Origin of the sequence: Caldanaerobacter sp. (assembly GCF_049701115.1) — a bacterium.
Taxonomy (GTDB): Bacteria; Bacillota; Thermoanaerobacteria; order Thermoanaerobacterales; family Thermoanaerobacteraceae; genus Thermoanaerobacter.
This window is the reverse complement of the sequence record NZ_JBNATX010000021.1, coordinates 14,136-35,316: the sequence shown is the minus strand read 5'-3', so window position 1 is coordinate 35,316 and position 21,181 is coordinate 14,136. Positions and strand designations below refer to the sequence as shown.

Annotated in this window: 35 protein-coding genes; 31 read left to right on the top strand and 4 right to left on the bottom strand. The window is 36.8% G+C overall.

Annotated elements, in window-relative coordinates:
* Positions 1-268: 268 nt before the first annotated feature.
* The 4 genes from ACPLVE_RS07425 to ACPLVE_RS07410 all read right to left on the bottom strand — a co-directional run bounded on the left by ACPLVE_RS07425 (position 269) and on the right by ACPLVE_RS07410 (position 2,743).
* Complete coding sequence (locus ACPLVE_RS07425) at positions 269-769, bottom strand: DUF4411 family protein (protein ID WP_424610936.1); 501 nt, start codon at positions 767-769, stop codon at positions 269-271.
* On the bottom strand, positions 766-1,926 hold the full coding sequence (locus ACPLVE_RS07420; protein ID WP_424610935.1) for an ImmA/IrrE family metallo-endopeptidase: 1,161 nt from the start codon (positions 1,924-1,926) through the stop codon (positions 766-768). Before ACPLVE_RS07420 ends, ACPLVE_RS07425 begins: the two co-directional genes overlap by 4 nt.
* A gap of 67 nt (positions 1,927-1,993) precedes the next feature.
* Positions 1,994-2,347 (bottom strand): hypothetical protein, encoded by a 354-nt coding sequence (locus tag ACPLVE_RS07415; protein ID WP_424610934.1) that lies wholly within the window; start codon positions 2,345-2,347, stop codon positions 1,994-1,996.
* 15 nt (positions 2,348-2,362) lie between these two features.
* A complete protein-coding gene (locus ACPLVE_RS07410) occupies positions 2,363-2,743 on the bottom strand; it encodes a helix-turn-helix domain-containing protein (RefSeq protein WP_424610933.1) in 381 nt (126 codons plus the stop codon).
* Between the two features lie 161 nt (positions 2,744-2,904).
* Here ACPLVE_RS07410 and ACPLVE_RS07405 point away from each other — a divergent pair, with 161 nt between their 5' ends.
* The 31 genes from ACPLVE_RS07405 to ACPLVE_RS07255 all read left to right on the top strand — a co-directional run bounded on the left by ACPLVE_RS07405 (position 2,905) and on the right by ACPLVE_RS07255 (position 21,180).
* The gene (locus ACPLVE_RS07405) at positions 2,905-3,144 is read left to right on the top strand and encodes a helix-turn-helix transcriptional regulator (RefSeq protein ID WP_424610932.1); all 240 of its coding nucleotides are present in this window, start codon (positions 2,905-2,907) and stop codon (positions 3,142-3,144) included.
* On the top strand, positions 3,145-3,882 hold the full coding sequence (locus tag ACPLVE_RS07400; RefSeq protein WP_424610931.1) for a phage antirepressor: 738 nt from the start codon (positions 3,145-3,147) through the stop codon (positions 3,880-3,882).
* A gap of 13 nt (positions 3,883-3,895) precedes the next feature.
* Positions 3,896-4,057, top strand: coding sequence for a hypothetical protein (locus ACPLVE_RS07395; protein WP_424610930.1), 162 nt, complete (start codon positions 3,896-3,898; stop codon positions 4,055-4,057).
* Positions 4,058-4,390: 333 nt separating this feature from the next.
* Positions 4,391-4,570, top strand: coding sequence for a hypothetical protein (locus ACPLVE_RS07390; protein ID WP_424610929.1), 180 nt, complete (start codon positions 4,391-4,393; stop codon positions 4,568-4,570).
* On the top strand, positions 4,548-4,712 hold the full coding sequence (locus ACPLVE_RS07385) for a hypothetical protein (RefSeq protein WP_424610928.1): 165 nt from the start codon (positions 4,548-4,550) through the stop codon (positions 4,710-4,712). The genes ACPLVE_RS07390 and ACPLVE_RS07385 overlap by 23 nt, the downstream gene beginning before the upstream one ends.
* 111 nt (positions 4,713-4,823) lie before the next feature.
* Entirely contained in the window at positions 4,824-5,018 is a 195-nt protein-coding gene (locus ACPLVE_RS07380) for a hypothetical protein (RefSeq protein WP_424610927.1), read from the top strand.
* Positions 5,019-5,089: 71 nt separating this feature from the next.
* Entirely contained in the window at positions 5,090-5,305 is a 216-nt protein-coding gene (locus ACPLVE_RS07375; protein WP_424610926.1) for a hypothetical protein, read from the top strand.
* The gene (locus ACPLVE_RS07370) at positions 5,268-7,175 is read left to right on the top strand and encodes an AAA family ATPase (protein ID WP_424610925.1); all 1,908 of its coding nucleotides are present in this window, start codon (positions 5,268-5,270) and stop codon (positions 7,173-7,175) included. The genes ACPLVE_RS07375 and ACPLVE_RS07370 overlap by 38 nt, the downstream gene beginning before the upstream one ends.
* A gap of 1 nt (position 7,176) precedes the next feature.
* Positions 7,177-8,034: a recombinase RecT gene (locus ACPLVE_RS07365; RefSeq protein ID WP_424610924.1), complete on the top strand. Its 858-nt coding sequence runs from the start codon at positions 7,177-7,179 to the stop codon at positions 8,032-8,034.
* Positions 8,034-8,741, top strand: coding sequence for an MBL fold metallo-hydrolase (locus ACPLVE_RS07360; RefSeq protein ID WP_424610923.1), 708 nt, complete (start codon positions 8,034-8,036; stop codon positions 8,739-8,741). Before ACPLVE_RS07365 ends, ACPLVE_RS07360 begins: the two co-directional genes overlap by 1 nt.
* 97 nt (positions 8,742-8,838) lie before the next feature.
* Positions 8,839-9,816 carry a hypothetical protein gene (locus tag ACPLVE_RS07355; protein ID WP_424610922.1) on the top strand — a complete coding sequence of 326 codons (978 nt, stop codon included), beginning with the start codon at positions 8,839-8,841 and terminating at the stop codon, positions 9,814-9,816.
* A complete protein-coding gene (locus ACPLVE_RS07350) occupies positions 9,813-10,376 on the top strand; it encodes a replicative helicase loader/inhibitor (RefSeq protein WP_424610921.1) in 564 nt (187 codons plus the stop codon). Before ACPLVE_RS07355 ends, ACPLVE_RS07350 begins: the two co-directional genes overlap by 4 nt.
* A complete protein-coding gene (locus tag ACPLVE_RS07345; RefSeq protein ID WP_424610920.1) occupies positions 10,373-10,696 on the top strand; it encodes a hypothetical protein in 324 nt (107 codons plus the stop codon). The genes ACPLVE_RS07350 and ACPLVE_RS07345 overlap by 4 nt, the downstream gene beginning before the upstream one ends.
* Positions 10,683-10,949 carry a hypothetical protein gene (locus tag ACPLVE_RS07340; RefSeq protein ID WP_424610919.1) on the top strand — a complete coding sequence of 89 codons (267 nt, stop codon included), beginning with the start codon at positions 10,683-10,685 and terminating at the stop codon, positions 10,947-10,949. Before ACPLVE_RS07345 ends, ACPLVE_RS07340 begins: the two co-directional genes overlap by 14 nt.
* 2 nt (positions 10,950-10,951) lie before the next feature.
* Positions 10,952-11,134 (top strand): hypothetical protein, encoded by a 183-nt coding sequence (locus tag ACPLVE_RS07335; protein WP_424610918.1) that lies wholly within the window; start codon positions 10,952-10,954, stop codon positions 11,132-11,134.
* Between the two features lie 48 nt (positions 11,135-11,182).
* The gene (locus tag ACPLVE_RS07330) at positions 11,183-11,596 is read left to right on the top strand and encodes a RusA family crossover junction endodeoxyribonuclease (RefSeq protein WP_424610917.1); all 414 of its coding nucleotides are present in this window, start codon (positions 11,183-11,185) and stop codon (positions 11,594-11,596) included.
* Complete coding sequence (locus tag ACPLVE_RS07325) at positions 11,593-11,793, top strand: hypothetical protein (protein ID WP_424610916.1); 201 nt, start codon at positions 11,593-11,595, stop codon at positions 11,791-11,793. The genes ACPLVE_RS07330 and ACPLVE_RS07325 overlap by 4 nt, the downstream gene beginning before the upstream one ends.
* Complete coding sequence (locus ACPLVE_RS07320) at positions 11,784-12,245, top strand: DUF1492 domain-containing protein (protein ID WP_424610915.1); 462 nt, start codon at positions 11,784-11,786, stop codon at positions 12,243-12,245. The genes ACPLVE_RS07325 and ACPLVE_RS07320 overlap by 10 nt, the downstream gene beginning before the upstream one ends.
* A 241-nt stretch (positions 12,246-12,486) precedes the next feature.
* Positions 12,487-12,993 (top strand): DUF4352 domain-containing protein, encoded by a 507-nt coding sequence (locus ACPLVE_RS07315; protein ID WP_424610914.1) that lies wholly within the window; start codon positions 12,487-12,489, stop codon positions 12,991-12,993.
* Positions 12,994-13,015: 22 nt separating this feature from the next.
* Positions 13,016-13,321, top strand: coding sequence for a YjcQ family protein (locus tag ACPLVE_RS07310; protein ID WP_424610913.1), 306 nt, complete (start codon positions 13,016-13,018; stop codon positions 13,319-13,321).
* Positions 13,322-13,358: 37 nt separating this feature from the next.
* Positions 13,359-13,715 (top strand): HNH endonuclease signature motif containing protein, encoded by a 357-nt coding sequence (locus tag ACPLVE_RS07305; protein ID WP_424610912.1) that lies wholly within the window; start codon positions 13,359-13,361, stop codon positions 13,713-13,715.
* 189 nt (positions 13,716-13,904) lie between these two features.
* The gene (locus tag ACPLVE_RS07300; RefSeq protein ID WP_424610911.1) at positions 13,905-14,366 is read left to right on the top strand and encodes a phage terminase small subunit P27 family; all 462 of its coding nucleotides are present in this window, start codon (positions 13,905-13,907) and stop codon (positions 14,364-14,366) included.
* Positions 14,347-15,921, top strand: coding sequence for a terminase large subunit (locus ACPLVE_RS07295; RefSeq protein WP_424610910.1), 1,575 nt, complete (start codon positions 14,347-14,349; stop codon positions 15,919-15,921). Before ACPLVE_RS07300 ends, ACPLVE_RS07295 begins: the two co-directional genes overlap by 20 nt.
* A 15-nt stretch (positions 15,922-15,936) precedes the next feature.
* Positions 15,937-17,190, top strand: coding sequence for a phage portal protein (locus ACPLVE_RS07290; RefSeq protein WP_424610909.1), 1,254 nt, complete (start codon positions 15,937-15,939; stop codon positions 17,188-17,190).
* The gene (locus ACPLVE_RS07285) at positions 17,162-18,118 is read left to right on the top strand and encodes an HK97 family phage prohead protease (protein ID WP_424610908.1); all 957 of its coding nucleotides are present in this window, start codon (positions 17,162-17,164) and stop codon (positions 18,116-18,118) included. The genes ACPLVE_RS07290 and ACPLVE_RS07285 overlap by 29 nt, the downstream gene beginning before the upstream one ends.
* Before the next feature lie 2 nt (positions 18,119-18,120).
* A complete protein-coding gene (locus ACPLVE_RS07280; RefSeq protein ID WP_424610907.1) occupies positions 18,121-19,299 on the top strand; it encodes a phage major capsid protein in 1,179 nt (392 codons plus the stop codon).
* A gap of 51 nt (positions 19,300-19,350) precedes the next feature.
* Entirely contained in the window at positions 19,351-19,533 is a 183-nt protein-coding gene (locus ACPLVE_RS07275) for a hypothetical protein (protein ID WP_424610906.1), read from the top strand.
* Positions 19,481-20,035: a head-tail connector protein gene (locus ACPLVE_RS07270; RefSeq protein WP_424610905.1), complete on the top strand. Its 555-nt coding sequence runs from the start codon at positions 19,481-19,483 to the stop codon at positions 20,033-20,035. Before ACPLVE_RS07275 ends, ACPLVE_RS07270 begins: the two co-directional genes overlap by 53 nt.
* A 12-nt stretch (positions 20,036-20,047) precedes the next feature.
* The gene (locus ACPLVE_RS07265) at positions 20,048-20,365 is read left to right on the top strand and encodes a phage head closure protein (RefSeq protein ID WP_424610904.1); all 318 of its coding nucleotides are present in this window, start codon (positions 20,048-20,050) and stop codon (positions 20,363-20,365) included.
* A complete protein-coding gene (locus ACPLVE_RS07260) occupies positions 20,366-20,791 on the top strand; it encodes an HK97-gp10 family putative phage morphogenesis protein (protein ID WP_424610903.1) in 426 nt (141 codons plus the stop codon).
* On the top strand, positions 20,788-21,180 hold the full coding sequence (locus ACPLVE_RS07255; protein ID WP_424610902.1) for a DUF3168 domain-containing protein: 393 nt from the start codon (positions 20,788-20,790) through the stop codon (positions 21,178-21,180). The genes ACPLVE_RS07260 and ACPLVE_RS07255 overlap by 4 nt, the downstream gene beginning before the upstream one ends.
* Position 21,181: the final 1 nt, after the last annotated feature.

Genomic DNA, 21,181 nt, shown 5'->3' with positions numbered 1-21,181 from the left:
TTTACAATAATGGCAGGGGAGACAGGACTTGAACCCGCAGCCCACGGTTTTGGAGTGTGTAGAAGCCTATTTTGTATGGTTGTGTTAATTTCTGAAAGCCTTGATTTAAAAAGGTTTTATAAACTTGGAATTAAGTTACATTAGGTGTTTTTGTGTCCCCAATTGCAAATTGTGTCCCCAATTTGTCACCAATTTTTTAGGTTGATTCTCATTGTATTTTTAGTCTAATTTTTTAATAATTTTTTTATTACAAACTTGAATTTGAGTATTAAATAAATTTTATACCTAAGCTGCGCAGCATTTCAAATGTATTTATATATGGAACATTGAATGCCCTACAAACATTGGGTATAGGAACTTTTCTCTTAATATCGGATTTAAATTCTTCATGAGTTACAACGACACAACCTTTAGCTTTTGCATAGGCGATTAACCAACCATCTGCTCCTCCTGCAAAATCATATTTAGCTTTATCAGAAAATTGATTCTGTGCTTGTACCCACTTTATTACGTTTTCATATATGCTAATAACATCATTCTCACTGGTAGATTTACACCAATGATGAAAAGTATTTTTCATCCAATGGCTCAAAGTATCATTTCCTTTTTCTAGTTCCTGTTTTACGTGATCGATGGTAATTATATATCCCTTTTCAGCATTTTTAACTAAAGCTTCCCAAAAGGCCGGCGCAATATCAAAGGCATAATAACGACGTGAAGCTTCTATAAAAACATTGGCATCTAGAACATAGATATTGTTTTCTATCATTTTGGACCTCCAAAACCAAGTAATTCTGCATATTTATCAAAAGTATCCCCATAAAGGCCTGTAAGACGATAAGCTTCACGATATAGGAGCTTACCTTCTCTAACAGCACTTATTACAGCCTCTGCAAAGCGCCGACCAATCCGCAGGTTTTGGGTTGCATAGAAATTGCCACCCTCTTCGTCACGAGTGGTAGAATGTTCTTTTGCTTGATAGTTATTATAAAATTCGATAAATTCATCTTTAGTAATGTAGCCAAGATCAAGAGCTCTACGTGCAACAACTAGTTCACTAACTTTGAAAAAACGAGCTAGTATCTGGTAAGGTTCGGACTCATGAGATATATCAGGCCAAATTTGTTGGAATTCATCTTCAGGTACTAAGAATTCCGCAGCTACAATATTACAAATTTGTTCAGTTTTATCATTAGCTGGTTGAAGTTCTTTAAGATCAAATGCTGCACTCTTACCAAACCACAAATGTGCTAATTCATGCGCTAGAGTAAACATCTGAGCGGCTTTAGCATCTGCACCATTTACGAATACCAAAGGTGCGTATTCGTCTACCAATACAAAACCTCGGAACTCTTCTGGATTAAGTTTACGATGTGTATTATTTCCCACGATGCCGTTGACAACCACAATAATACCTACATTTTCCATCCTTTTTTGTAATTCTCGCAATGCTGTAGTCCAACTTGGGAAATTGCTTGCCCATCCGTTTTCAAGATTTAAAGTTTTTCTTATATTTTTAGCAACCTGATAAGGATTATCATCAAGTTTTGCAGAATTAACAAAAGGTAAAGGTTCTTGACCTTGTTCAATAAGATATTCACGCATCCAATCTTGCCTTAATTTCATTGTTTGAACAGTTTCAATAAGGTTGATGCTGAATTGCTCTTGATTTATAAGTTTTTTATTAGCAGTGCGAAAATATGGTACAGGTAATTGATCCTCTGGTGGCTCTGGTAGAAAAAAATAACCGAGAGGTGTGTAAGTTACTTTAGCTAATTCTTCCAACTGCCGCAGGGTAGGTTTACTTTTTTTGCTTAGCCACTCAGAAATTTGAGGGAATTTTTCTTCAATAGCGGATTCTTTTCCAGATCTATTTAAAGCCCATCGAAGGACGTGGGGACTTACATCTACTTCTACTGTGGGCATTGTAATCTTACCTCCTTTCATTTATATTATAACATTTTAAGAATTAAATGTTTCCCTCAAAATTTTTTTATTGAGAAGCTGCTAAATATTCTATAATTTCTTCAGCGACCATGTCAGCATGTTTTTCTATTTCTATATACTCCATGTTAAGCCCTATAAAGTAACTTGTTTTAGGAACATCATCTAAAATATGATGTATCTCGTGTAAAAACACCTTAACTTGAGTTCTATAGTTTACGTTTCCATTCAATAAGATATAATAATTCCCTTTCCCGCTTATGTACGTAAAGCCCAATACTGATGAAGGAAGGCTAAAAATTATGTGTAACCTGATGTCATAAGCATACATAACCTCATGAAATGGAATAGTTCCGTCTAGTAAAGCTTTCATAAGAGGCTTGTCCAAGATTTCAAGAGACATATTATTCCTCCTTTATCATTCATTGCTTTCTTCTTCCTCGATGGCCTTAATTATCCTAATCACCTGTTTTATGTCTTTAGGCGAAAGCTTTCTCGTTTGTTTAAAGAGGAGTTTTAGATCCTCTCTTTGTTTAAGCTCGTTCCAAAACTCCAAAAGCTCTGGGTCATCTTCTACTGCTTCTGTGATTTCGTCTGTTGGGTTGCGTATGTCACTTCTACCTAAAAGATAGTCAATACTAACATTAAAGAAATCGGCTATCTTTTGCAGAGTTTCTAAGTCAGGTTCTCTTAGCCCATTTTCATAAGCACTTATAGCTTGTTGAGTTAAACCTAATGCCTTTGCTAATTCGTTTTGGCTAATTCCTTTTTCTGCTCTTAAATCTTTAATTCTATTCATTTCGGATCCCTCCATTTAAAAATATTGTACAACATAAAGTTGTATTCTTCTAACATTATTTCGTTGTATTTTTTAAAAAATTTAGTGTTGACAACAACAAAACGTGGTGATATAATTTAATCAGAAACACAACAAAACGTAGTGCGGGAGGTGACATCGCAATGAAGAGAGAATTGTTGATAAAATTAAGAGGTTCTAAAAGTCAAGAGGAATTAGCGAAAGAGTTAGGAATATCACAACAGTTTTTGAGTGCGATAGAACTAGGAATAAGGAACCCTAACGTTAAACTTATGAAAAAACTTGAAGAGTATTTTAAAGTTCCTATGGAAGAACTTTTCCCAGATATTTTTTTAAATTCTAACACAACAAAACGTGATGTCAAAAAAGAGGAGGTGAGCTAAATGGCAAATTTACCTCAAGTATTTAATTACAAAAACCACCAAGTAAGGACATTCCTTATAGATGGTGAGCCATGGTGGGCAGTAAAAGATGTATGTGATGTTTTAGACATTGGTAATCCATCGGATGCTGTTAGAAGGTTAGATGAAGATGAGGTAGATTTAATCGAGGTCATCGATTCCTTAGGAAGAACACAGGAAATCAATATAGTCAATGAAGCTGGTTTATACAACCTCATTCTTGGCAGTCGAAAGCCAGAGGCAAAAGACTTCAAGCGCTGGATTACACATGAGGTCATACCTCAGATACGCAAAGCTGGAGTATACTCACTTGACCCAAGACAGCTTATTGCAGCAGCAGTAATTGAAGCACAAAAAATCATAGCAGAGCAGGAAAAGAAAATAAAAGAATTAGAGCCTAAAGCCGAGTTTTTCGACGCTGTCTCGGGCAGTAAAGACGCAATTGATATGAACAGAGCAGCTAAATTGATTTACGAAGAAACAAGAATGGGCAGGAACAAACTCTTTAAGCTTTTGAGAGAGAAAGGCGTCTTAATGAAGGACAACATCCCTTATCAAGAATATATTGACAAAGGCTACTTCAGAACAATAGAGCAGAAATACACAAAGCCAGACGGTACAACACATATATACATTAAAACGCTAGTTTACCAAAAGGGACTGGATTTCATAAGAAAAGTCATTAAAGAAGACAATGTCATAGCTTTGAAAAGAGCATGAGGAGGTGAGAGAGATGGAGGAAATTTTAAAAGAAATACTGGCGGAACTCAAAAAGATAAATGAAAAGCTTGAACCCCGCCAGATAGAAGTGAAACTCTTTGGAGACAGTAAACATGGTCTTAAAACTAAAGAGGAATTGATAAGAAATGAACCTTGTAGCAATTCGTCCAGATAATTATCTAATATGCGTATATATCCAGTCCCAAGCTTCTTTTGGTAGCCAACCATAATAGTCAGGTTTAACTGCGATTATGAGTAAGAAATCAGAAGCATCCATCTTTGGATGCAATCGATCAAAAATTTGACTGGAAGTTAAAGTAGTATCAACTAACCAAGTGGAATCAAGATAATGCCACCAAGCACCTAAAGATTTAATCTCTTTGTAAAGATCGCTGTAATCTGACCTGGCTTGTTAAGGTCATAAGAGATTAAATAAACCATAACTTCACCTCCTCTCCAAGAACATTTTACGATTTTGGAGAGGGAAAAGAAAAGGAGGTTGTTCTAATTGGCTATTTTAAAGATAATTCTCGACAGAAAGACAATGCAGGAGATAAGACGAGAGATAATACCGTCTGATGTGGAACCAAACTATGACTTATTAGCACGAATCTTAGGTGAACAGTTTTTGAGAGATATGAAGAGGGGAAAGGAGTTACAGTCACATGAACATGAGTTGGGGACATGAAGCAAAAAAGCTAACGCAAAGAGAGAAAGCTGAAATAATTTTAGAAGCACTTAGTTATTATGTTGAAATCGACTGGAATTTTAGAGAATTTTACCTCAAAGGCATAGAAAGAGGGCTAGAAAAGTTAGAGGAGGTGAAATAAATGCCAATCTGGACAGCAATGTTGCTAAGTAAATTGGGATTTGCAGTCGCTTTTGATGGCGACAAAAAGAGAATAAGAATTTCATTAAACAAATAAAAGGAGGATTTGAAAATGAAAAAAACTTGTCCTTTGCTAAATGTAGAATGTAGAAGAGAAAGATGTGCTTTTTACAGCGAAAAATACAAAAGCTGTGCTATCTTGCTTTTAGCAGAAACAGAAGCAGGATGGCAGAACGAGATACAGGAAGAAATACGTGAAGTAAAAGAGATGTACAATACTTTCAAAAAGACAGAAAGAGACAAATAAAAAAGTGCCTGCAAAAGGCACAAAGAAAAAATCCTTACAGCAATTATATCACATGAAAGGGGGAAAATAAAGTGCTTTCGGAGTGGGGCATAAACAACATAAAAAGGCTTATACGTGTGTATAAGAAAGAAATTGAGGAAATCATAGAGGAACAGACAGTTTATTTAGAGCAAGCGGCAAAGCTAGAAGCAGACAAAAAGAAAAGACTGGAATGGATAAGAGACTTAGAAAAGCAGTTGGAGGAGGCTGGTGAAGGTGAATATAAAACTGCTGAAGTTAAAGCTTAGAAATTTTAAGGGCATAAAGGAATTTGAACTGGATGCAGGTGACAGAAACGTAAACGTGTATGGCGATAATGCAACAGGGAAAACGACATTGTTTGATGCATTTACGTGGCTGTTGTTTGATAAAGACAGTCTGAATCGTAAGGACTTTGAGATAAAAACGTTAGATAAAAATGGGCAGCCATTACACGGATTAGACCATGAAGTTGAAGCTATTTTAGATGTAAATGGCAAACAATTGACTCTAAAGAAAGTTTTCAAGGAAAAATGGACAAAAAAAAGAGGCTCAGCAATGGCGGAATTCACTGGACACACAACAGATTACTTTATTGATGGTGTGCCAGTAAAGAAAAGTGAGTATGACGCAAAAATATCAGAAATTGCTAACGAAGATGTTTTTAAACTTTTAACAAATCCACTTTATTTTAATGAACATCTTTCTTGGCAAGAAAGAAGAAAGCTTTTGCTTGAGGTATGCGGAGATATATCAGATGAAGAAGTTATAGCGTCTAATAAAGCTTTATCAAAACTACCGGAAATTCTTCAAGGCCGTAAATTAGAAGATTACCGTAAGATTATCACTATAAAAAAATCTGAAATAAATAAAGAACTTGAGAAAATCCCTATTAGAATAGATGAAGTTGAGAGGGGTCTTCCAGACATAGAAAACATAAACCAAAAGGCCTTGAAAGAGAAACTAAGCATATTAAAACAAGAACTACAACAAAAGCAAAAAGAGCTAATACAAGCTGAAAGCGGAGGAATTATCGCAGACAAAACAAAAGAACTCAGAGAGCTAGAAGCAGAGATTTTGAAACAAGAAACAGAAATTAAGAGAGAAATAGACAACAATATTGTGGATAAACAGAGGCTTTTAATGGACCTTCAAATAAAAGCTTCAGAGCTAAACCTTAGAACAATAGTCCAAGAAATAGACACGACAGCTTTAGAAAAAGAGCTAGAACAATTGAGGCAACAATGGCATGAAATTAATTCACAAGAATTTTCTAGCCCGGATATATGCCCAGTTTGTGGACAGCTTCTGCCTGCTGAGAAAATCGAAGAAGCACGAGCAAAATTCAACAGAGAAAAGGCACAGAAGCTAGAGCAAATAACAAAGCAAGGTAAGGAAAAGAGGGCACAGCTAGAAAAGATAAAAGCTGAATATCAAGAAAGAATTAAACAGGCAGATAAAGCAAAAGAAGAACTAGAAAGGATAAATAGAGAGATAAACAAAATAAAACGCGAAATAGAGCAGCTACGAGAGCTTAAGGTAATAGCAGACAACTCATTGCTGCAAAAGAAACAAGCGCTTGAAGAAGAGATTAGAACATTAAAAGCAGGTAATGCCGAGACAGTAGAAAAGATAAAGCAAGAGATTAAGGCAATAGAAGAAGAAATAGCAAATACAGAAAAAGAACTGGCAAAAATAGAACAGTATGAGCAAGGGCTAGAAAGAATTGAGGAACTAAAACAGCAAGAAAGACAACTTGCAGCGGAATATGAAAAACTAGAGGAAGAATTATATCTTACAGAACAATTTATACGTACCAAAGTAAATTTGCTAGAAGAAAAGATAAATTCTAAATTTAAGTTAGCCAGATTTAAGCTGTTTGATGTACAAATAAATGGAGCTGTAATAGAAACTTGTGAAACTCTCTATGGCGGAATCCCTTACTCAAACTTAAATCATGGGGCACAAATTAACATTGGGCTAGACATTATAAATACCTTATCCGAACACTATAACTTTACTGCACCAATTTTTATAGATAATGCTGAAGCAGTAACACAAATTTTACCCACTAAAGGGCAGCAGATTCGCTTAATTGTGAGCGAAAAAGATAAAAAACTTAGAGTGGAGGTAATGTAAAATGTCTGTTCAAAAAGAAGATAAACAAATTCAAGTGAGACCTATACACAGATTAAAAATGGTATTAAGTGCACAGAGTGTTAAAGAGCAATTTCAAAATGCATTAAAGGAAAATGCAGGTGCATTTATAGCAAGTATAATAGACCTTTATAGCACGGATTCCTATCTACAACAATGCGACCCGAACTTAGTAGTTATGGAAGCTCTAAAAGCAGCAACATTAAAACTGCCAATAAATCGCCAGTTGGGGTTTGCATATATAGTACCTTATAAAAATTCAAAAGGGCAATACATCCCGCAGTTTCAAATTGGATATAAAGGCTATATTCAACTTGCAATGAGGACTGGGCAGTACAAGAACATAAATGCTGGCATCGTGTACGAAGGAATAAAGGTCCACAAAGACTTATTAACAGGAGAAATACACTTTACAGGAGAACCTACAAGCGACAAACCTCAAGGATATTTTGCATACATGGAGCTGATAAATGGATTTAAAAAGACAGTTTATATGACACATGCAGAAATGGTAGCACATGCAAAAAGATATTCAAAGTCCTATCATAGCGATAATTCTGCTTGGAAAACAAACTTTGAAGAGATGGCACTTAAAACAGTCTTAAGAAAACTTCTATCTAAGTATGGAATGCTTTCAACAGAAATGATTACAGCGCTTGAAAGTGATAGAGACGAGGACATAGAAACAGAAGTAGCACAAGAAATAGAAGAAAAAGCAAATAAAGAAGAAATAGACGTGGAAGTAAATGAGGAAGAAATACCAGAAGTAGAGTACAAAGAAGAAAATAACAAGAATACAGGAGAAAAACAACTAACCATAAATGAGGGGCCGGGATTTTAATGGACATAAAAGTATTAGCTTCTGGGAGTAAGGGTAATTGCTACCGCATTAGCGATGGCATTACCCCTCTCCTTCTTGAATGTGGGATATCAATACAGCAAATTAAAGAAAGATTAAATTTCAAATTAAATGAAATAGTAGCTTGTTTAGTCACACACGAACACAAAGATCATTCTAAAGCCTCTAAAGACATTTTAAAAGCAGGAATAGATATTTATGTGTCTCAAGGAACGAAAGAAGCTTTAGGGCTTGAAGGACATAGGATAAATGTTATAAAAGCGAAGCAACAATTTAAAATTGGGACATGGATTATTCTCCCTTTCGATACGCAACATGATGCAGTTGAGCCTTTAGGGTTTTTGCTTTATAGCAATATAACAAAGGAGAAATTACTTTATGTAACAGATACATATTATGTCAAATATCGCTTTAAAGGACTTACACACATAATGATTGAATGCAACTATTCCTTAGAAATACTTAAAAACAACGTCGGGGAAGGTTTAGTAGAAGCAGATTTAAAAAACAGGTTGTTAAAGTCACATTTCTCACTTGAGAATGTGAAAAAATTTTTGAAAGCAAATGATCTGAGTAAAGTTGAACAAATATGGCTTCTCCACCTTAGCGACAACAACAGCGATACAGAAAGGTTCAAGCGAGAGATACAAGAGCTAACAGGCAAGGAAGTCTACATTGCAGAGAGCTAATGCCCTCTCTCTAAAAAAATTTTCGACGGAAAATGTGCATACTATCCCATTATATCTTATGTATTTCCAGATTATTTTATACAGGGTGGGATTTGAGTTGTATACAAGAGTAGAAAGCCGATTCTGGCAAGATGAAAAAATGAGATTAGTATCAGATGATGCTAGATACCTTATGTTATATCTTTTAACTTCTCCTCATCGGAATGTTTTAGGGTTCTATTTCTTGCCCGAGCCATATGCATGTTTTGATTTAGGATGGACAACGGAACGGTTCCGCAAAGCGTTAGGTGAACTGTTAGCGAACGGTTTAGTTAAGTACGATGAAACTGCTCATGTAGTGTTAATTATAAACTTTTTAAAACACAATCCGCTTGAAAATCACAATCAAGTTAAAAGCGCAACTCAAAAACTAGACGAAATTCCAAAAACACCTTTGCTCAGAGATTTTTATGAGACTGTAAAAAAATATGCAGATGGTAAAAGCCACTATTCATCATTATTAGAACGGTTAGAGAAACTGTTAGGCGAACAGTTAGAACAACAGTTACCCAAACAGTTACATAAACCGTTTGGCAAACAAGAAAAAGAAGAAGAAAAAGAAGAAGAAGAAAAAGAAAAAGAAAAAGAAAAAGAAAAAGAATATAGAGATATATTGTCGTCAGATGAAACTGACGACACACGACTCACTGAAGACTCACTGAATGATGATGACAATAAAACTATTAATGCCATTACACCAAAAGAAGTGGTAGAACTCTATAACTCCATTTGTGTCAGTTTACCTAGAGTAGTTACTATATCAGAGAAGCGCAGGAAACAAATAAAAGCACTTCTTAAGAAAATTAGAGACAGGACAGAAATTGAAGCTGTTTTTAGAAAAGCAGAGGAAAGCGATTTTTTGAGTGGCAGGTCTGGTAAATGGAACGGTTGTAATTTTGATTGGCTCATAAACTATAACAATTTTATCAAAGTGTTAGAGGGTACTTACGACAACAAAGAAGCAAAACCTAAGTCGTGGAATGTCCTTGAGAGGTTGTATAAAGAAGAACTTGAGAAGGAGATGAATTCAGAATGACAAAAAAAGAGGTTATCCAAATTTTAGGGGTGTTAGGAGCAGCATATCCTAACATGAATATAAGCGAAAAAACAGTAGATATTTGGGCTGAATTATTAAAAGACATACCGTTTGAAGTAGCTAAAGTTGTAGTCAAAAAGCACATTTTAGAGAACACATATCCACCAACCATAGCAGATATAAGACGCAATGTTTTTGAAATTATGACTCCAAAAACAGAGCGACTGACGGCAGCAGAAGCATGGGGCGAGGTTATGGCTGCTGTTAGAAATTATGGATACTATCGTGAAGCTGAAGCTCTTGCAAGTATGAGCGAAAGGACTAGACGTGTAGTTGAATATATTGGCTGGGAAGAAATATGTTTATCTGAACAGCTTGATGTCATACGTGGTCAGTTTCGTATGATGTATGAGCAGCTACAGGAGCGAGAAAGAAAAGAATCTTTATTACCGGCTGCTTTAAAAGAAGATATTCAACAAATAGCACAGCAACATGTAAGAGCTCTTGAAAGCGGGACAAATATAAAGCATTTAAAGTTTGTTGAGGGAGGGGGAAAATGACAGCGGAAGAGTACATGGAAAGATTATATAAAGCTTTATTGATTTATTTTGGTAGTGCAGGTAGTCCATTGCCTATGCGCACTGGTGGAGAGGTAGAAACACAAAATATTTATGCGGGTAGGGAAGGTTGTTTACGTCTTGCAAGAGAATTTGGTGCTGGCTTAAAAGATTATGCGAAAGAAGAAAGAGAAAGAGTTATGAAAGAGAGTTATAGTTTTTTATGTGTAAGATTGTATAATTTACGTCCGCCTGTAGATGCGAAAGAGTGGACAAAAGAAATAATAAAAGTATGGGAGGGTGATAAGCATGAAAGTATTTGAGAAGATGCTGTTAGATAGGATAGAAGATAAAGAAAAATACAAACAAAAATTTATAGATGAAATTATGGCAGGCATAATAGAAATTACTTTTCCGGACGGCACAGTAGAAAAACAAGAACCATGTCCGCTTTTTTGGGAACACGTAAAGCCGTGTATAGGACGAGATAGAGTTATTGATGAAATATGTGCAGAAATAGGTGAATGCAATATCAGAAAGTGCTGGAGAAAATATTTGGAGCTGGAGGTTGAGTAATAATGATGTACGATTATGACGGTCTTATAAGAGAAACATTAAAAAGATTAAAAGACTTGGAAGAGCAATTAAAAATCGCTGATACGGACGCTGAAGAAGTGATTTTCTATCAGCTTCAGGCGGAAAAGGCTAGATTGCGGTTGTTGTTGAGGGAGGCAAAGAAGAGTGAACAGGTACAAGCTTGAAAGAACTGATCGTTCGTCTACAAAAAAATTAGAGAAGGTGAATACAAAATGAATAGAATAACTCTAACGATACCGGGCAAACCACTTGGAAAACAAAGACCTAGAGTGTTGAAGAACGGTATAACTTATACACCAAAAGAAACTGTTGATTACGAGACATTCATAAAAGAACTATATGTTATGCGACACTTCCATAAACAATTTCAAGGACCTCTCAAACTGACTATCACTGCGTATTTCCCAATTCCTAGCAGTGCTTCAAAAAAGAAAAAAGAACTTATGCTAGCGGGTATAATTAGACCGACAATTAAACCAGACTGGGACAATATAGGTAAAATTGTTACAGATGCACTTAATCATCTTGCATACGATGATGACAAACAAATTGTTGAAGCAATAGTGCGCAAATTTTACAGCGATGAGCCAAGAGTAGAAATTGAAATAGAGGAGGTATCGACGTGAGCCCTGAGGTGTTGCAATATTGCTCAAGGGCAATTGTGAGATATATGAACGGAGACATGACTTTATTTCTACAGTACGTGGACAAGGCAATACAGCTTTGGGAGGAAGAGAAGAAAAAAGAGAGGTTGTACGTTGCAATAGAGGAGCTTTTAGACTTGCCAACAAAAGAGAAGCTAAGAAATTTAAAATGGAGCTGATGCAAATGGCGGTTTTGGATAGAGAAATTTACAAAGAAATCGAGAAAATGCTTTATAAGTATTTTGAATTAAAGCGTATGTATAAAGAAAAACGTGAAGAGATAATGTTCGGGCAAAAAAATAACATAAAAGCTAATATAAAAAACATTGGGTATTATTCAGATCCTACATCAACAACAGCGATCAGACTTCTCAGCAAAGAATTAGAAACAATAGAAAACTGGATAAAAGTAATTGAGAAAACAAGAGAAAAATTTGCTGACACGGATAAAGGCAAGCTGTTAGAGATGCAATATTTTGAAGAGTTAGGACCAGAGCATATCCAGAGTAAGTTACATATAGAACGACGTACATATTATATGTGGCGTAATGATATAGTGTTGTTTACGGCTTTACTTGCACAAAAGTATGGATTGATAGATGTAGAAAAGGAAGAAGTAAAAGTAGTATGATTTTAAAAAAGTGCAGCACTGACAAGCGGTTTTTAGTGTGTTATAATGTAAGAAAGAAAATTGTCTTTATACGTTGTAGCCCGGTCACCCCCGCCGGGCTTGAATGTTTTTTAAGAATATTAGCAGGATTTTATTAAAAGATGGAGAATATTACTAAGGTGAGAATATTTTATTTAAAAAGGGGGATTTAAAATGTCTATTTTAAAAAAAATGGTGGTTTTGGGTAATTATAATTATAGTTGTGATTGCTATTGGAAGTATGGGAGGCAAAGATACACCTAAAAAAGTAGAAACAAGTGCGACTTCACAAAAACAACAGGAGCAAACAAAAGAGCAAGTAAAAACTCCTGAATTTTTCAAAGTTGGTGAAACTGCTGAAACAAAACAAATTAGAGTGACAATCACTAAAATAGAAAAATCAACAGGTAGTGAGTTTAATAAACCAGCAGAGGGTAACGAATTTGTATTAGTGTATATGACAATCGAAAACAAATCAGAACAAGAAATAGTTGTTAGTTCAATGCTAAATTTTAGCGCTTATGTGGATGACAATGCTATTAATGAAGACCTTGGCGCACAGACCGTTAAAGATGGGAACAAGACGATGGACGGTAAAATAGCACCTGGCAAAAAGTTAAGCGGAGTGCTGGGTTATCAAGTGCCAAAGGGCTGGAAGAAACTTGAGATAGTTTATCAACCAAACGTTGCAGCAGATACAAAAATTAAGTGGGTTATTGAGAATCAATGATTAAGAGCTTGGGGGTAATTTTGTGAAAAATCAAGAAAAAATTTTATATAGTCTGTTAATAGAAATAAGAGATAAAAAGAATATTCCTACATACATGGATTATAATATTTCAAAAGATGAGTTTGGACATATTGTAGAAATGGCTTTGAAAGAAGGATATATCGATAATGCTGAAGTTTTAAGAGGAGGAATTGGCTATCGCGTTGAAGCTGTATTACTTGATAAGGCACAAATCACTTTAAAAGGTTTAAATTATATAAAAGAAAATAGCAAATTAGCAAAAACATATAAAGGTTTGAAAGAAATAAAAGATTGGATTAAATTTTAAGAGCCTTATAGGGCTCTTTTTTATTGGAGTGATTACGATGCCATATAAACCCAAAAAACCTTGTGTGTATCCGGGATGCAGTGAGTTAGTAGATGTCGGGAAAACATATTGTGATAGACATGAAGCTGAAAGAAGAAAACAATATTACATAAATGATAATAGACCGAGCGCAAGACGGCGAGGATACGATGAGACTTGGGAGAAACTTAGAAAGATGTATTTAGCAGAGCATCCATTATGTGAAGATTGTTTAGAGAATGGAATATATACACCAGCAACAGAAGTTCACCACATTAAGAAAGTTAAAGATAATCCAGAGCTAAGATTAGACATAAACAATCTTAGGGCTCTGTGCAAGGCTTGTCACAACCGTCGCACAGCAAGAGGCGAATAGGGTAGGGGGTGTAAAATCTCTGCAACCCTGCCTTGTGGACCGGCGCGCGGAGTCACGAAGATGCGCCCGCAAGTTTCGTCGATTTTTTGGAATTTACCGTTTTTGCCTTGAATTTGCTTGATTTTGCTGAGTTTTTGAAAGTATTTTAAAATTTTATCTAAATTTTTGAAGTTTTTTGAGGTGATAAACATGGGAGCAAGAGGCCCAGCGCCAAAACCAACAGCTTTAAAGGTACTCCTTGGTAATCCAGGAAAAAGACCTTTGAATAGAAACGAGCCAAAACCAGAAGTTGGATTGCCGAAGTGTCCAAGCTGGTTACCAAAAGAAGTAAAAAAGAAGTGGAAAGAATTAGGACAAAAGTTAGAGAGAATAGGGCTTATTACCAAAGTTGATGATATGGCATTTATGATGATGCTTATGCACTGGTATTTGGCTTGTGAGGCTGCTAAAGCTATAAGTCAAGAAGGGCTTATAACCAAAGACAGCAAAGGAAGGCCAAGGAAAAACCCATTGCATCAGGTTTTACGGGACCACAGCGACAGTTTAAAAAGTTATCTAAGTGAATTTGGTTTAACTCCATCATCGAGAAGTAAACTAAATGTTCCGCAGCCTGAGGAACAGGATGATATAAGTGCGTTACTTGGATATTAAAGAAGACAAAGACTATTACTATGACGCAGAGGCTGCGGAACGGGTGATAAAATTTTTCAGGCTATTGCGACATACAAAGGGGCAATGGGCCGGGCAACCTTTTGAACTTTTAGACTGGCAAAGGGAATGCATTATTAAACCTTTGTTTGGAATGAAACGTAGAAAAGATAGCACAAGGAAATACAGAATAGCTTATATCGAAATCCCACGCAAGAACGGCAAGTCTACTCTTAGTAGTGGACTTGCTTTGTATTTGCTTATGGCAGATGGAGAGTATGGGGCTGAAATATACAGCGCAGCGGGTGATAGAGAACAAGCGAGCATAGTATTCAATGATGCAAAAACAATGCTTGAGAGTTCCCCTGAATTAGCAAAGAGAGCTGAAATATATAAACGAGCGATTTATATACCAGCCACAAATTCAACCTACAAAGTTTTAAGTGCTGAGGCATATACAAAACACGGTCTTAATGCTCATGGGATTATATTTGATGAGCTACATGTTCAGCCGAATAGAGAGCTTTGGGATACTCTTGCTACATCAATAGGCGCAAGAAGACAACCGCTAATTATTGCAATCACTACTGCTGGTTATGATAGAAACTCAATATGCTGGGAACTTCATGAATATGCTGATAAGGTCCTGAGAGGGGTAATTGATGACCCTTCTTTTTTTGCGTTCATTGCAGCAGCAGACCAAGAGGATGATTGGACAGACCTAGAGACGTGGAAGAAAGCTAATCCGGGTTATGGGATTACAATCAGCGAGGACTATTTGAGGCAGGAATGCGAAAAGGCTAAACAGATACCAGCTTATCAGAACACTTTTAGACGTTTGCACCTTAATCAATGGACACAACAAGAGGAAAGATGGATGGATATGAGGGCATGGGACGAAACGGCTGGTTATGTCAATCCAGAAGAACTAAAAGGGCGAGTTTGTTATGCAGGACTTGATATGGCAAGTACAACTGACATTACAGCGTTTGTTATGGTATTTCCGATTGAGGACAAATTCTATGTTTTGCCAAAGTTTTGGATACCCAAAGAGAACATGAAAGAAAGGGTGCTAAGAGACAAAGTCCCATATGATGCTTGGGTGAGAGATGACTATATTACAGCAACAGAAGGCAATGTTGTCGATTATGCAAAAATCAGAGAAGATATAAAACAGTTAGCAGAGATTTATAACATCAAGGAAATAGCTTTTGACCGGTGGGGTGCTATTCAAATTACACAAGAGTTACAAGAAGAAGGGTTTACAGTTATACCTTTTGGACAAGGCTTTGCTTCAATGAGTGCACCGACTAAAGAGCTTATGAGATTGGTTCTTGAAAAGAAATTGATTCATGGTGGTAATCCAGTTCTTAGATGGATGGCTGACAATGTAGTCGTAAAACAAGACCCGGCAGGCAATATCAAGATGGACAAGAGTAAATCAACAAACAGAATAGACGGCATGGTAGCTTTAGTTATGGCTTTAGACAGAGCTCTAAGAAACAGCAACAATCAAAGTAGGTCCGTATATGAGGACAGGGGCATACTTTTCTTATAGAAGGCAGGTGATTAAATGCCAAGCAGGATTTTATACAACATAGCAAAATGGCTTGAAAAACGTTCGGGGTTAGCGAGACCAAGTGAAGAACTAATTGAAGCTTTAACTGGTGGGAACAGGAGTGCAACAGGCAAAAGTGTAACACCGAATACAGCGTTACAAGCTTCAGCAGTTTTTGCATGCGTAAGAGTATTAGCGGAGACTATAGCAAGTCTACCGCTTTTTGTTTATCGTCAAACTGCGGAAGGAAAGGAAAAGGCATATGACCATCCGTATTATTACATGCTGCATGACTTGGCTAATGAGGAGATGACGAGCTTTACTTTCAGAGAAACGATGATGACGCATTTGCTTTTATGGGGCAATGCTTATGCAGAGATTGAATACAACGAAGCAGGATTAGCTAAAGGGTTGTGGCCATTAAGACCGGATTATACATGGCCTGAAAGGGATCCAACTACAGGGGAGCTTGTTTACAAGACAATTTTGCCGGATGGGAAAGGAGTAATTTTACCTAAAGAAAGAGTTTTGCACATTGTAGGTTTAAGTCTTGATGGGCTTGTAGGGGTTTCCCCGATTCGCATGGCAAGAGAAGCTATAGGCTTGTCGTTGGCAGCAGAGGAATTTGGGGCAAGATTTTTTGGTAACGGAGCAAGACCAGGGGGAATATTAGAACATCCGGGGAAATTATCACCAGAAGCAAAGGAAAATTTGCGCAGAAGCTGGGAGATGATGCATCAAGGCTTAGATAAACAACACAGAATAGCAATTCTTGAAGAAGGAATGACTTACAAAGCTATTGGGATTCCACCTGAGGACGCACAATTTCTTGAAACACGGAGATTTCAAATAGAGGAGATAGCAAGAATATTTAGAGTGCCACTGCATTTAATACAAGATTTAAGCCATGCAACTTTTAGTAATATTGAGCATCAATCAATTGATTTTGTAGTTCATACAGTAAGACCTTGGCTTGTCAGATGGGAACAGGCTATAAATTGGAAGCTGTTCTACAATAGCACAAAGTTTTGGGCTGAATTTAATGTTGATGGTCTGTTAAGAGGTGATATTGAGAGCCGTTACAAAGCATATGCAATAGCAAGACAATGGGGTTGGATGAGTGTAAACGAAATTAGAGAGTTAGAAAACATGAACAGGATACCCAACGGTGATGTATATCTCCAACCGCTTAACATGATTGAGGCTGGCACAATACCACAACAAGGAGGTGAACAAGGGAATGCCGGCGATAAAGCCACACAAAACTAATACATCAGATGGGCCTTGGGATGGGCCAAAGAATGAAGCTAATCTCAAATTAGATGCTCCAGCTGATTACTACAAGAAAGCTTATGCATGGTATGACCCAGACAAAGACCCACAGACAAAAGCGGCCTATAAGTTCATACATCATGAAGTTGACAGCGAAGGTAATATTGGAGCTGCTAACATTACAGCATGTAGAACAGGAATTGCAGTTTTGAATGGCGCAAGAGGTGGGACTACAATTCCAGAAGAAGACTATGAAGGGGTTTGGGAACATCTTGCATCTCATTTGCGAGATGCAGGGATAGAACCACCAGAACTCAAAAGAGAGGGGGTTTTTGATAGTGTAGAAAAAAGAAGCATAAATGGGCAATTTGAAATAAGAGAAGGAGATACAGGTCCAAAGATTGTTGGATATGCAGCAGTATTTAATCGGCTTTCAGAACCTATACTTTGGTTTAGAGAAAAAATTATGCCCGGCGCGTTTAGGGAAGCATTAAAGAAAAGCGATGTAAGAGCTCTTTTCAATCATGACCCAAATTATGTTTTGGGCCGCACAAGTAATGGTACGCTTAAACTTTACGAAGACGACAAGGGTTTAAGATACGAGATAATACCGCCTAACACACAATGGGCAAGGGATTTGATAGAAAGTATTAAGCGAGGAGATATTAATCAATCAAGCTTTGCATTCACGATTAAAGAAGAAAAATGGAATGAGGATTTAACTGAAAGAACGATACTTAGCATTGAAACTCTTTATGATGTTTCGGTAGTAACATATCCGGCTTATTCAGTTACAGAGGCCACAGTAAGAAGTTTAGATAAGCTAACAACCGACGATGTTACAAAGTCGGTTTTTTTATTGCCGATAAGGCGTAGAAAGCTTGAATTAATTCAAAAACAATACAAAATTGAAGGAGGTAATTAAGAATGACAAAGGTTATTGAGTTAAGAGAACAGAGGGCAAAATTGTTTAAAGAGGCAAGAGAAATCTTAGACACAGCAGAAGCTGAAAAAAGAGACTTGACAGCAGAAGAAGCTGAAAAGTATGACAGGATAATGGCTGACATTGATAAGATTGAGAAAGACATTGAAAGATACGAGAGAATGGAACAGTTGGAAAAAGAATTTAGGACAAGCGACAAGGAGCCCATTAAACCCGCAGTTAATTCAAGAGATAGTCAAATTAATACAGAATACAGAGATGCATTCTGGAAAGCTATGAGGCAATCTGTAAATGCTTTAGATGCTAATGAGTTTAGAAGTTTAAAAATAGGAACTGCTGCTGATGGTGGTTATTTAGTACCAACTGAATTTGAAAAACAGCTCATTGATGCGTTAGCAGAACAAAATATAATGCGTAAACTTGCAAGAGTTATTACTACGGCAAGTGATAGGAAAATACCTGTAGTAGCAAGCCATGGTACTGCTGTATGGCTTGGCGAAGAAGGAACATTTACAGAAAGTGCTGACCAGTTCAATCAAGTAACTCTTTCTGCATATAAAGTTGGAACACTTATTAAAGTATCCGAAGAATTACTTAATGATTCGGCATTTGATTTAGCTAGTTATCTTGCAGATGAATTTGCAAGAAGAATTGGAGAAACAGAAGAGTCTGCATTTGTTGCGGGTGATGGCAACGGAAAGCCAACAGGAGTTATAACAAGTGCTCAAGTAGGAGTAACGACTGCTGTAAATAATGCTATTACGTTTGACGAGATAATAGACCTTTACTATTCGCTTAAAGCACCTTACAGAGCAAAAGCTGCATTTGTTATGAATGATGCTACTGCAAAAGTGATAAGAAAACTTAAAGATAGCGATGGGCAATACATCTGGCAGCCAAGCGTTCAAGCTGGTGAACCCGATACTTTATTAGGTAAACCTGTATACACTACTACTGCAATGCCAACTATTGCATCGCAAGCTAAAGTTATTGCATTTGGCGATTTCTCTTATTATTGGATAGCTGATAGACAAGGAAGAGTATTCCAAAGACTAAATGAAGTGTTTGCGGTAAATGGGCAGGTTGGATTTAGGGCATATCAGAGAGTAGATGGTAAACTAATTCTGCCTGAAGCAGTAAAAGTATTACAAATGGCTGTATAGAGAGAGTAGTTTTTCTACTCTCTCTTTCCTATTTATGTGAGGTGATTGGTATTGAGGATAAAAATTCTGAAAAGCTTAGCAGGACTTAATTTTAGTTACAGCGCTGGACAAGAAATAGAAATTGAAAAAGAGCAAGCCTCTCAGCTAATTAAAGCTGGATTGGCTGAGGAGGTGCAAGAAGATGGCAACGCTAAAGGTAATAGAAGTAATAGGGCAAGAACCAGTAAGCCTTGAAGATATGAAAAACTATCTTAGGGTTGATGTAACAGATGATGATGTGCTTATTTCAAATCTCATAAAAACAGCAAGAGACTACATTGAGAGAATTACTAATCGTTCGATAGTGTTAAAAAGATACGAATATATCCTTGATGATTTTCCAAATGGTCATATTCAATTACCACGACCACCTTTAGTAAGTGTTGAGCAACTTACTTACAAAACAATAGATGGCACAGAAATGCTATATAGCGACTACATCGTAGATGTTGAAGGTGAACCAGCAAGAATAATAGCACCGAACGGCTGGCCAAGCGAAAGCTTATATGCTGTTAATGCAGTTAAGGTTACTTATCAAGCTGGTTATTCACAAATACCAGAGAGTCTAAAACATGCAATATTTATGCTTGTGGCTCATTGGTATGAGAATAGACAACCTTTCATAATTACTGAGAGGATAGGCAAAGAAGTAGAATTTGCGGTTAATGCTTTGCTTTATCCTTTCAGAGTATTTTGAAGGTGATACAACATGAACATAGGCGAATTAAGACATAGAATAACAATTCAACAGCCAGTTGAAAGCAGTAATACATTTGGTGAAGTTGAAAAAACTTGGCAAGATGTTGCAACAGTTTGGGCGTCTATTGAGCCATTGCGTGGGCGAGAATATTTTAATTCACAGCAAATCAACGCAGAAGTCACAACCCAAATCAGAATCCGCTACAGGCCAGGTATAAAACCAAAGATGCGAGTGGTATATGGCGAGAGAATCTTTGACATTCAATCCGTAATCGACGTCGAGGAACGCCATAAAGAAATTCACCTCATGTGCAAAGAGGTGGTATAATTGAAGATTAAAGTTTCGGTAGAAGGCCAGCGGCAAATCGTAAGGAGGCTAAATATTCTTACGGATGAGGTTGCAAGAACACATCTCGAGGCAGCTACATTGGAAGGCGCAGAAGTGATACGGAAAGCCATAGAAGAAAAAGCACCAAAAAAAACCGGTTTCTTGAAATCGCACATATTGAAAGAAGTGGATTCTAAAAACACTCGCAGAAATAAAGCGACGATTAACATTGGCCCACATAAAGATGCTTTCTATGCCCTGTTTGTAGAGTTCGGACATGCATTGGTGAGAGGTACAAGAAAGGCAACAAGAAAAGTGATAGGCAATGTACCTCCACATCCTTTTATGAGGCCAGCTTTCGATGAGTCTAAAGGAAATGTACGACAAACAATACTATTATCGCTGAAGCGGAGGCTCGGTCTATGATGTTGGAACAAGCAATTTATGGCTATGTATCAACACATGCAGGAGTAACGGCTCTTGTTGGTAACAGAATATATCCTCTTCTCTTACCTCAAAACCCAACATATCCAGCAATTGTATATTCTCGGGTTTCGAGAATATATGAAAAAGACCTTTCTGGGACTGTATGGAATCAGAGCAGAATACAGTTTTCATGCTATGCTAAAAAATACAGCGAGGCAAAGGCTGTGGCTGAACAATTACGTTCTGCTTTTAGAGATTATAGAGGCAAAATCGGTGATATTGACATCATGGTAGCTGATGTCACCAATGAAATTGACTTGTATGAGCCGGATACGGCTCTTTTTAATGTATCTATAGATGTTTTAATAAAACATAAAGGAGGTAATTAAC

What these genes read in the sequence shown, in the direction of transcription:
- ACPLVE_RS07425 (WP_424610936.1), bottom strand. Translation starts at nt 769, where the DNA reads ATGATAGAAAACAATATCTATGTTCTAGATGCCAATGTTTTTATAGAA.
- ACPLVE_RS07420 (WP_424610935.1), bottom strand. Translation starts at nt 1,926, where the DNA reads ATGCCCACAGTAGAAGTAGATGTAAGTCCCCACGTCCTTCGATGGGCT.
- ACPLVE_RS07415 (WP_424610934.1), bottom strand. Translation starts at nt 2,347, where the DNA reads ATGTCTCTTGAAATCTTGGACAAGCCTCTTATGAAAGCTTTACTAGAC.
- ACPLVE_RS07410 (WP_424610933.1), bottom strand. Translation starts at nt 2,743, where the DNA reads ATGAATAGAATTAAAGATTTAAGAGCAGAAAAAGGAATTAGCCAAAAC.
- ACPLVE_RS07405 (WP_424610932.1), top strand. Translation starts at nt 2,905, where the DNA reads ATGAAGAGAGAATTGTTGATAAAATTAAGAGGTTCTAAAAGTCAAGAG.
- ACPLVE_RS07400 (WP_424610931.1), top strand. Translation starts at nt 3,145, where the DNA reads ATGGCAAATTTACCTCAAGTATTTAATTACAAAAACCACCAAGTAAGG.
- ACPLVE_RS07395 (WP_424610930.1), top strand. Translation starts at nt 3,896, where the DNA reads ATGGAGGAAATTTTAAAAGAAATACTGGCGGAACTCAAAAAGATAAAT.
- ACPLVE_RS07385 (WP_424610928.1), top strand. Translation starts at nt 4,548, where the DNA reads ATGAACATGAGTTGGGGACATGAAGCAAAAAAGCTAACGCAAAGAGAG.
- ACPLVE_RS07380 (WP_424610927.1), top strand. Translation starts at nt 4,824, where the DNA reads ATGAAAAAAACTTGTCCTTTGCTAAATGTAGAATGTAGAAGAGAAAGA.
- ACPLVE_RS07365 (WP_424610924.1), top strand. Translation starts at nt 7,177, where the DNA reads ATGTCTGTTCAAAAAGAAGATAAACAAATTCAAGTGAGACCTATACAC.
- ACPLVE_RS07360 (WP_424610923.1), top strand. Translation starts at nt 8,034, where the DNA reads ATGGACATAAAAGTATTAGCTTCTGGGAGTAAGGGTAATTGCTACCGC.
- ACPLVE_RS07350 (WP_424610921.1), top strand. Translation starts at nt 9,813, where the DNA reads ATGACAAAAAAAGAGGTTATCCAAATTTTAGGGGTGTTAGGAGCAGCA.
- ACPLVE_RS07345 (WP_424610920.1), top strand. Translation starts at nt 10,373, where the DNA reads ATGACAGCGGAAGAGTACATGGAAAGATTATATAAAGCTTTATTGATT.
- ACPLVE_RS07340 (WP_424610919.1), top strand. Translation starts at nt 10,683, where the DNA reads ATGAAAGTATTTGAGAAGATGCTGTTAGATAGGATAGAAGATAAAGAA.
- ACPLVE_RS07335 (WP_424610918.1), top strand. Translation starts at nt 10,952, where the DNA reads ATGATGTACGATTATGACGGTCTTATAAGAGAAACATTAAAAAGATTA.
- ACPLVE_RS07330 (WP_424610917.1), top strand. Translation starts at nt 11,183, where the DNA reads ATGAATAGAATAACTCTAACGATACCGGGCAAACCACTTGGAAAACAA.
- ACPLVE_RS07320 (WP_424610915.1), top strand. Translation starts at nt 11,784, where the DNA reads ATGGAGCTGATGCAAATGGCGGTTTTGGATAGAGAAATTTACAAAGAA.
- ACPLVE_RS07305 (WP_424610912.1), top strand. Translation starts at nt 13,359, where the DNA reads ATGCCATATAAACCCAAAAAACCTTGTGTGTATCCGGGATGCAGTGAG.
- ACPLVE_RS07300 (WP_424610911.1), top strand. Translation starts at nt 13,905, where the DNA reads ATGGGAGCAAGAGGCCCAGCGCCAAAACCAACAGCTTTAAAGGTACTC.
- ACPLVE_RS07290 (WP_424610909.1), top strand. Translation starts at nt 15,937, where the DNA reads ATGCCAAGCAGGATTTTATACAACATAGCAAAATGGCTTGAAAAACGT.
- ACPLVE_RS07285 (WP_424610908.1), top strand. Translation starts at nt 17,162, where the DNA reads ATGCCGGCGATAAAGCCACACAAAACTAATACATCAGATGGGCCTTGG.
- ACPLVE_RS07280 (WP_424610907.1), top strand. Translation starts at nt 18,121, where the DNA reads ATGACAAAGGTTATTGAGTTAAGAGAACAGAGGGCAAAATTGTTTAAA.
- ACPLVE_RS07270 (WP_424610905.1), top strand. Translation starts at nt 19,481, where the DNA reads ATGGCAACGCTAAAGGTAATAGAAGTAATAGGGCAAGAACCAGTAAGC.
- ACPLVE_RS07265 (WP_424610904.1), top strand. Translation starts at nt 20,048, where the DNA reads ATGAACATAGGCGAATTAAGACATAGAATAACAATTCAACAGCCAGTT.
- ACPLVE_RS07255 (WP_424610902.1), top strand. Translation starts at nt 20,788, where the DNA reads ATGATGTTGGAACAAGCAATTTATGGCTATGTATCAACACATGCAGGA.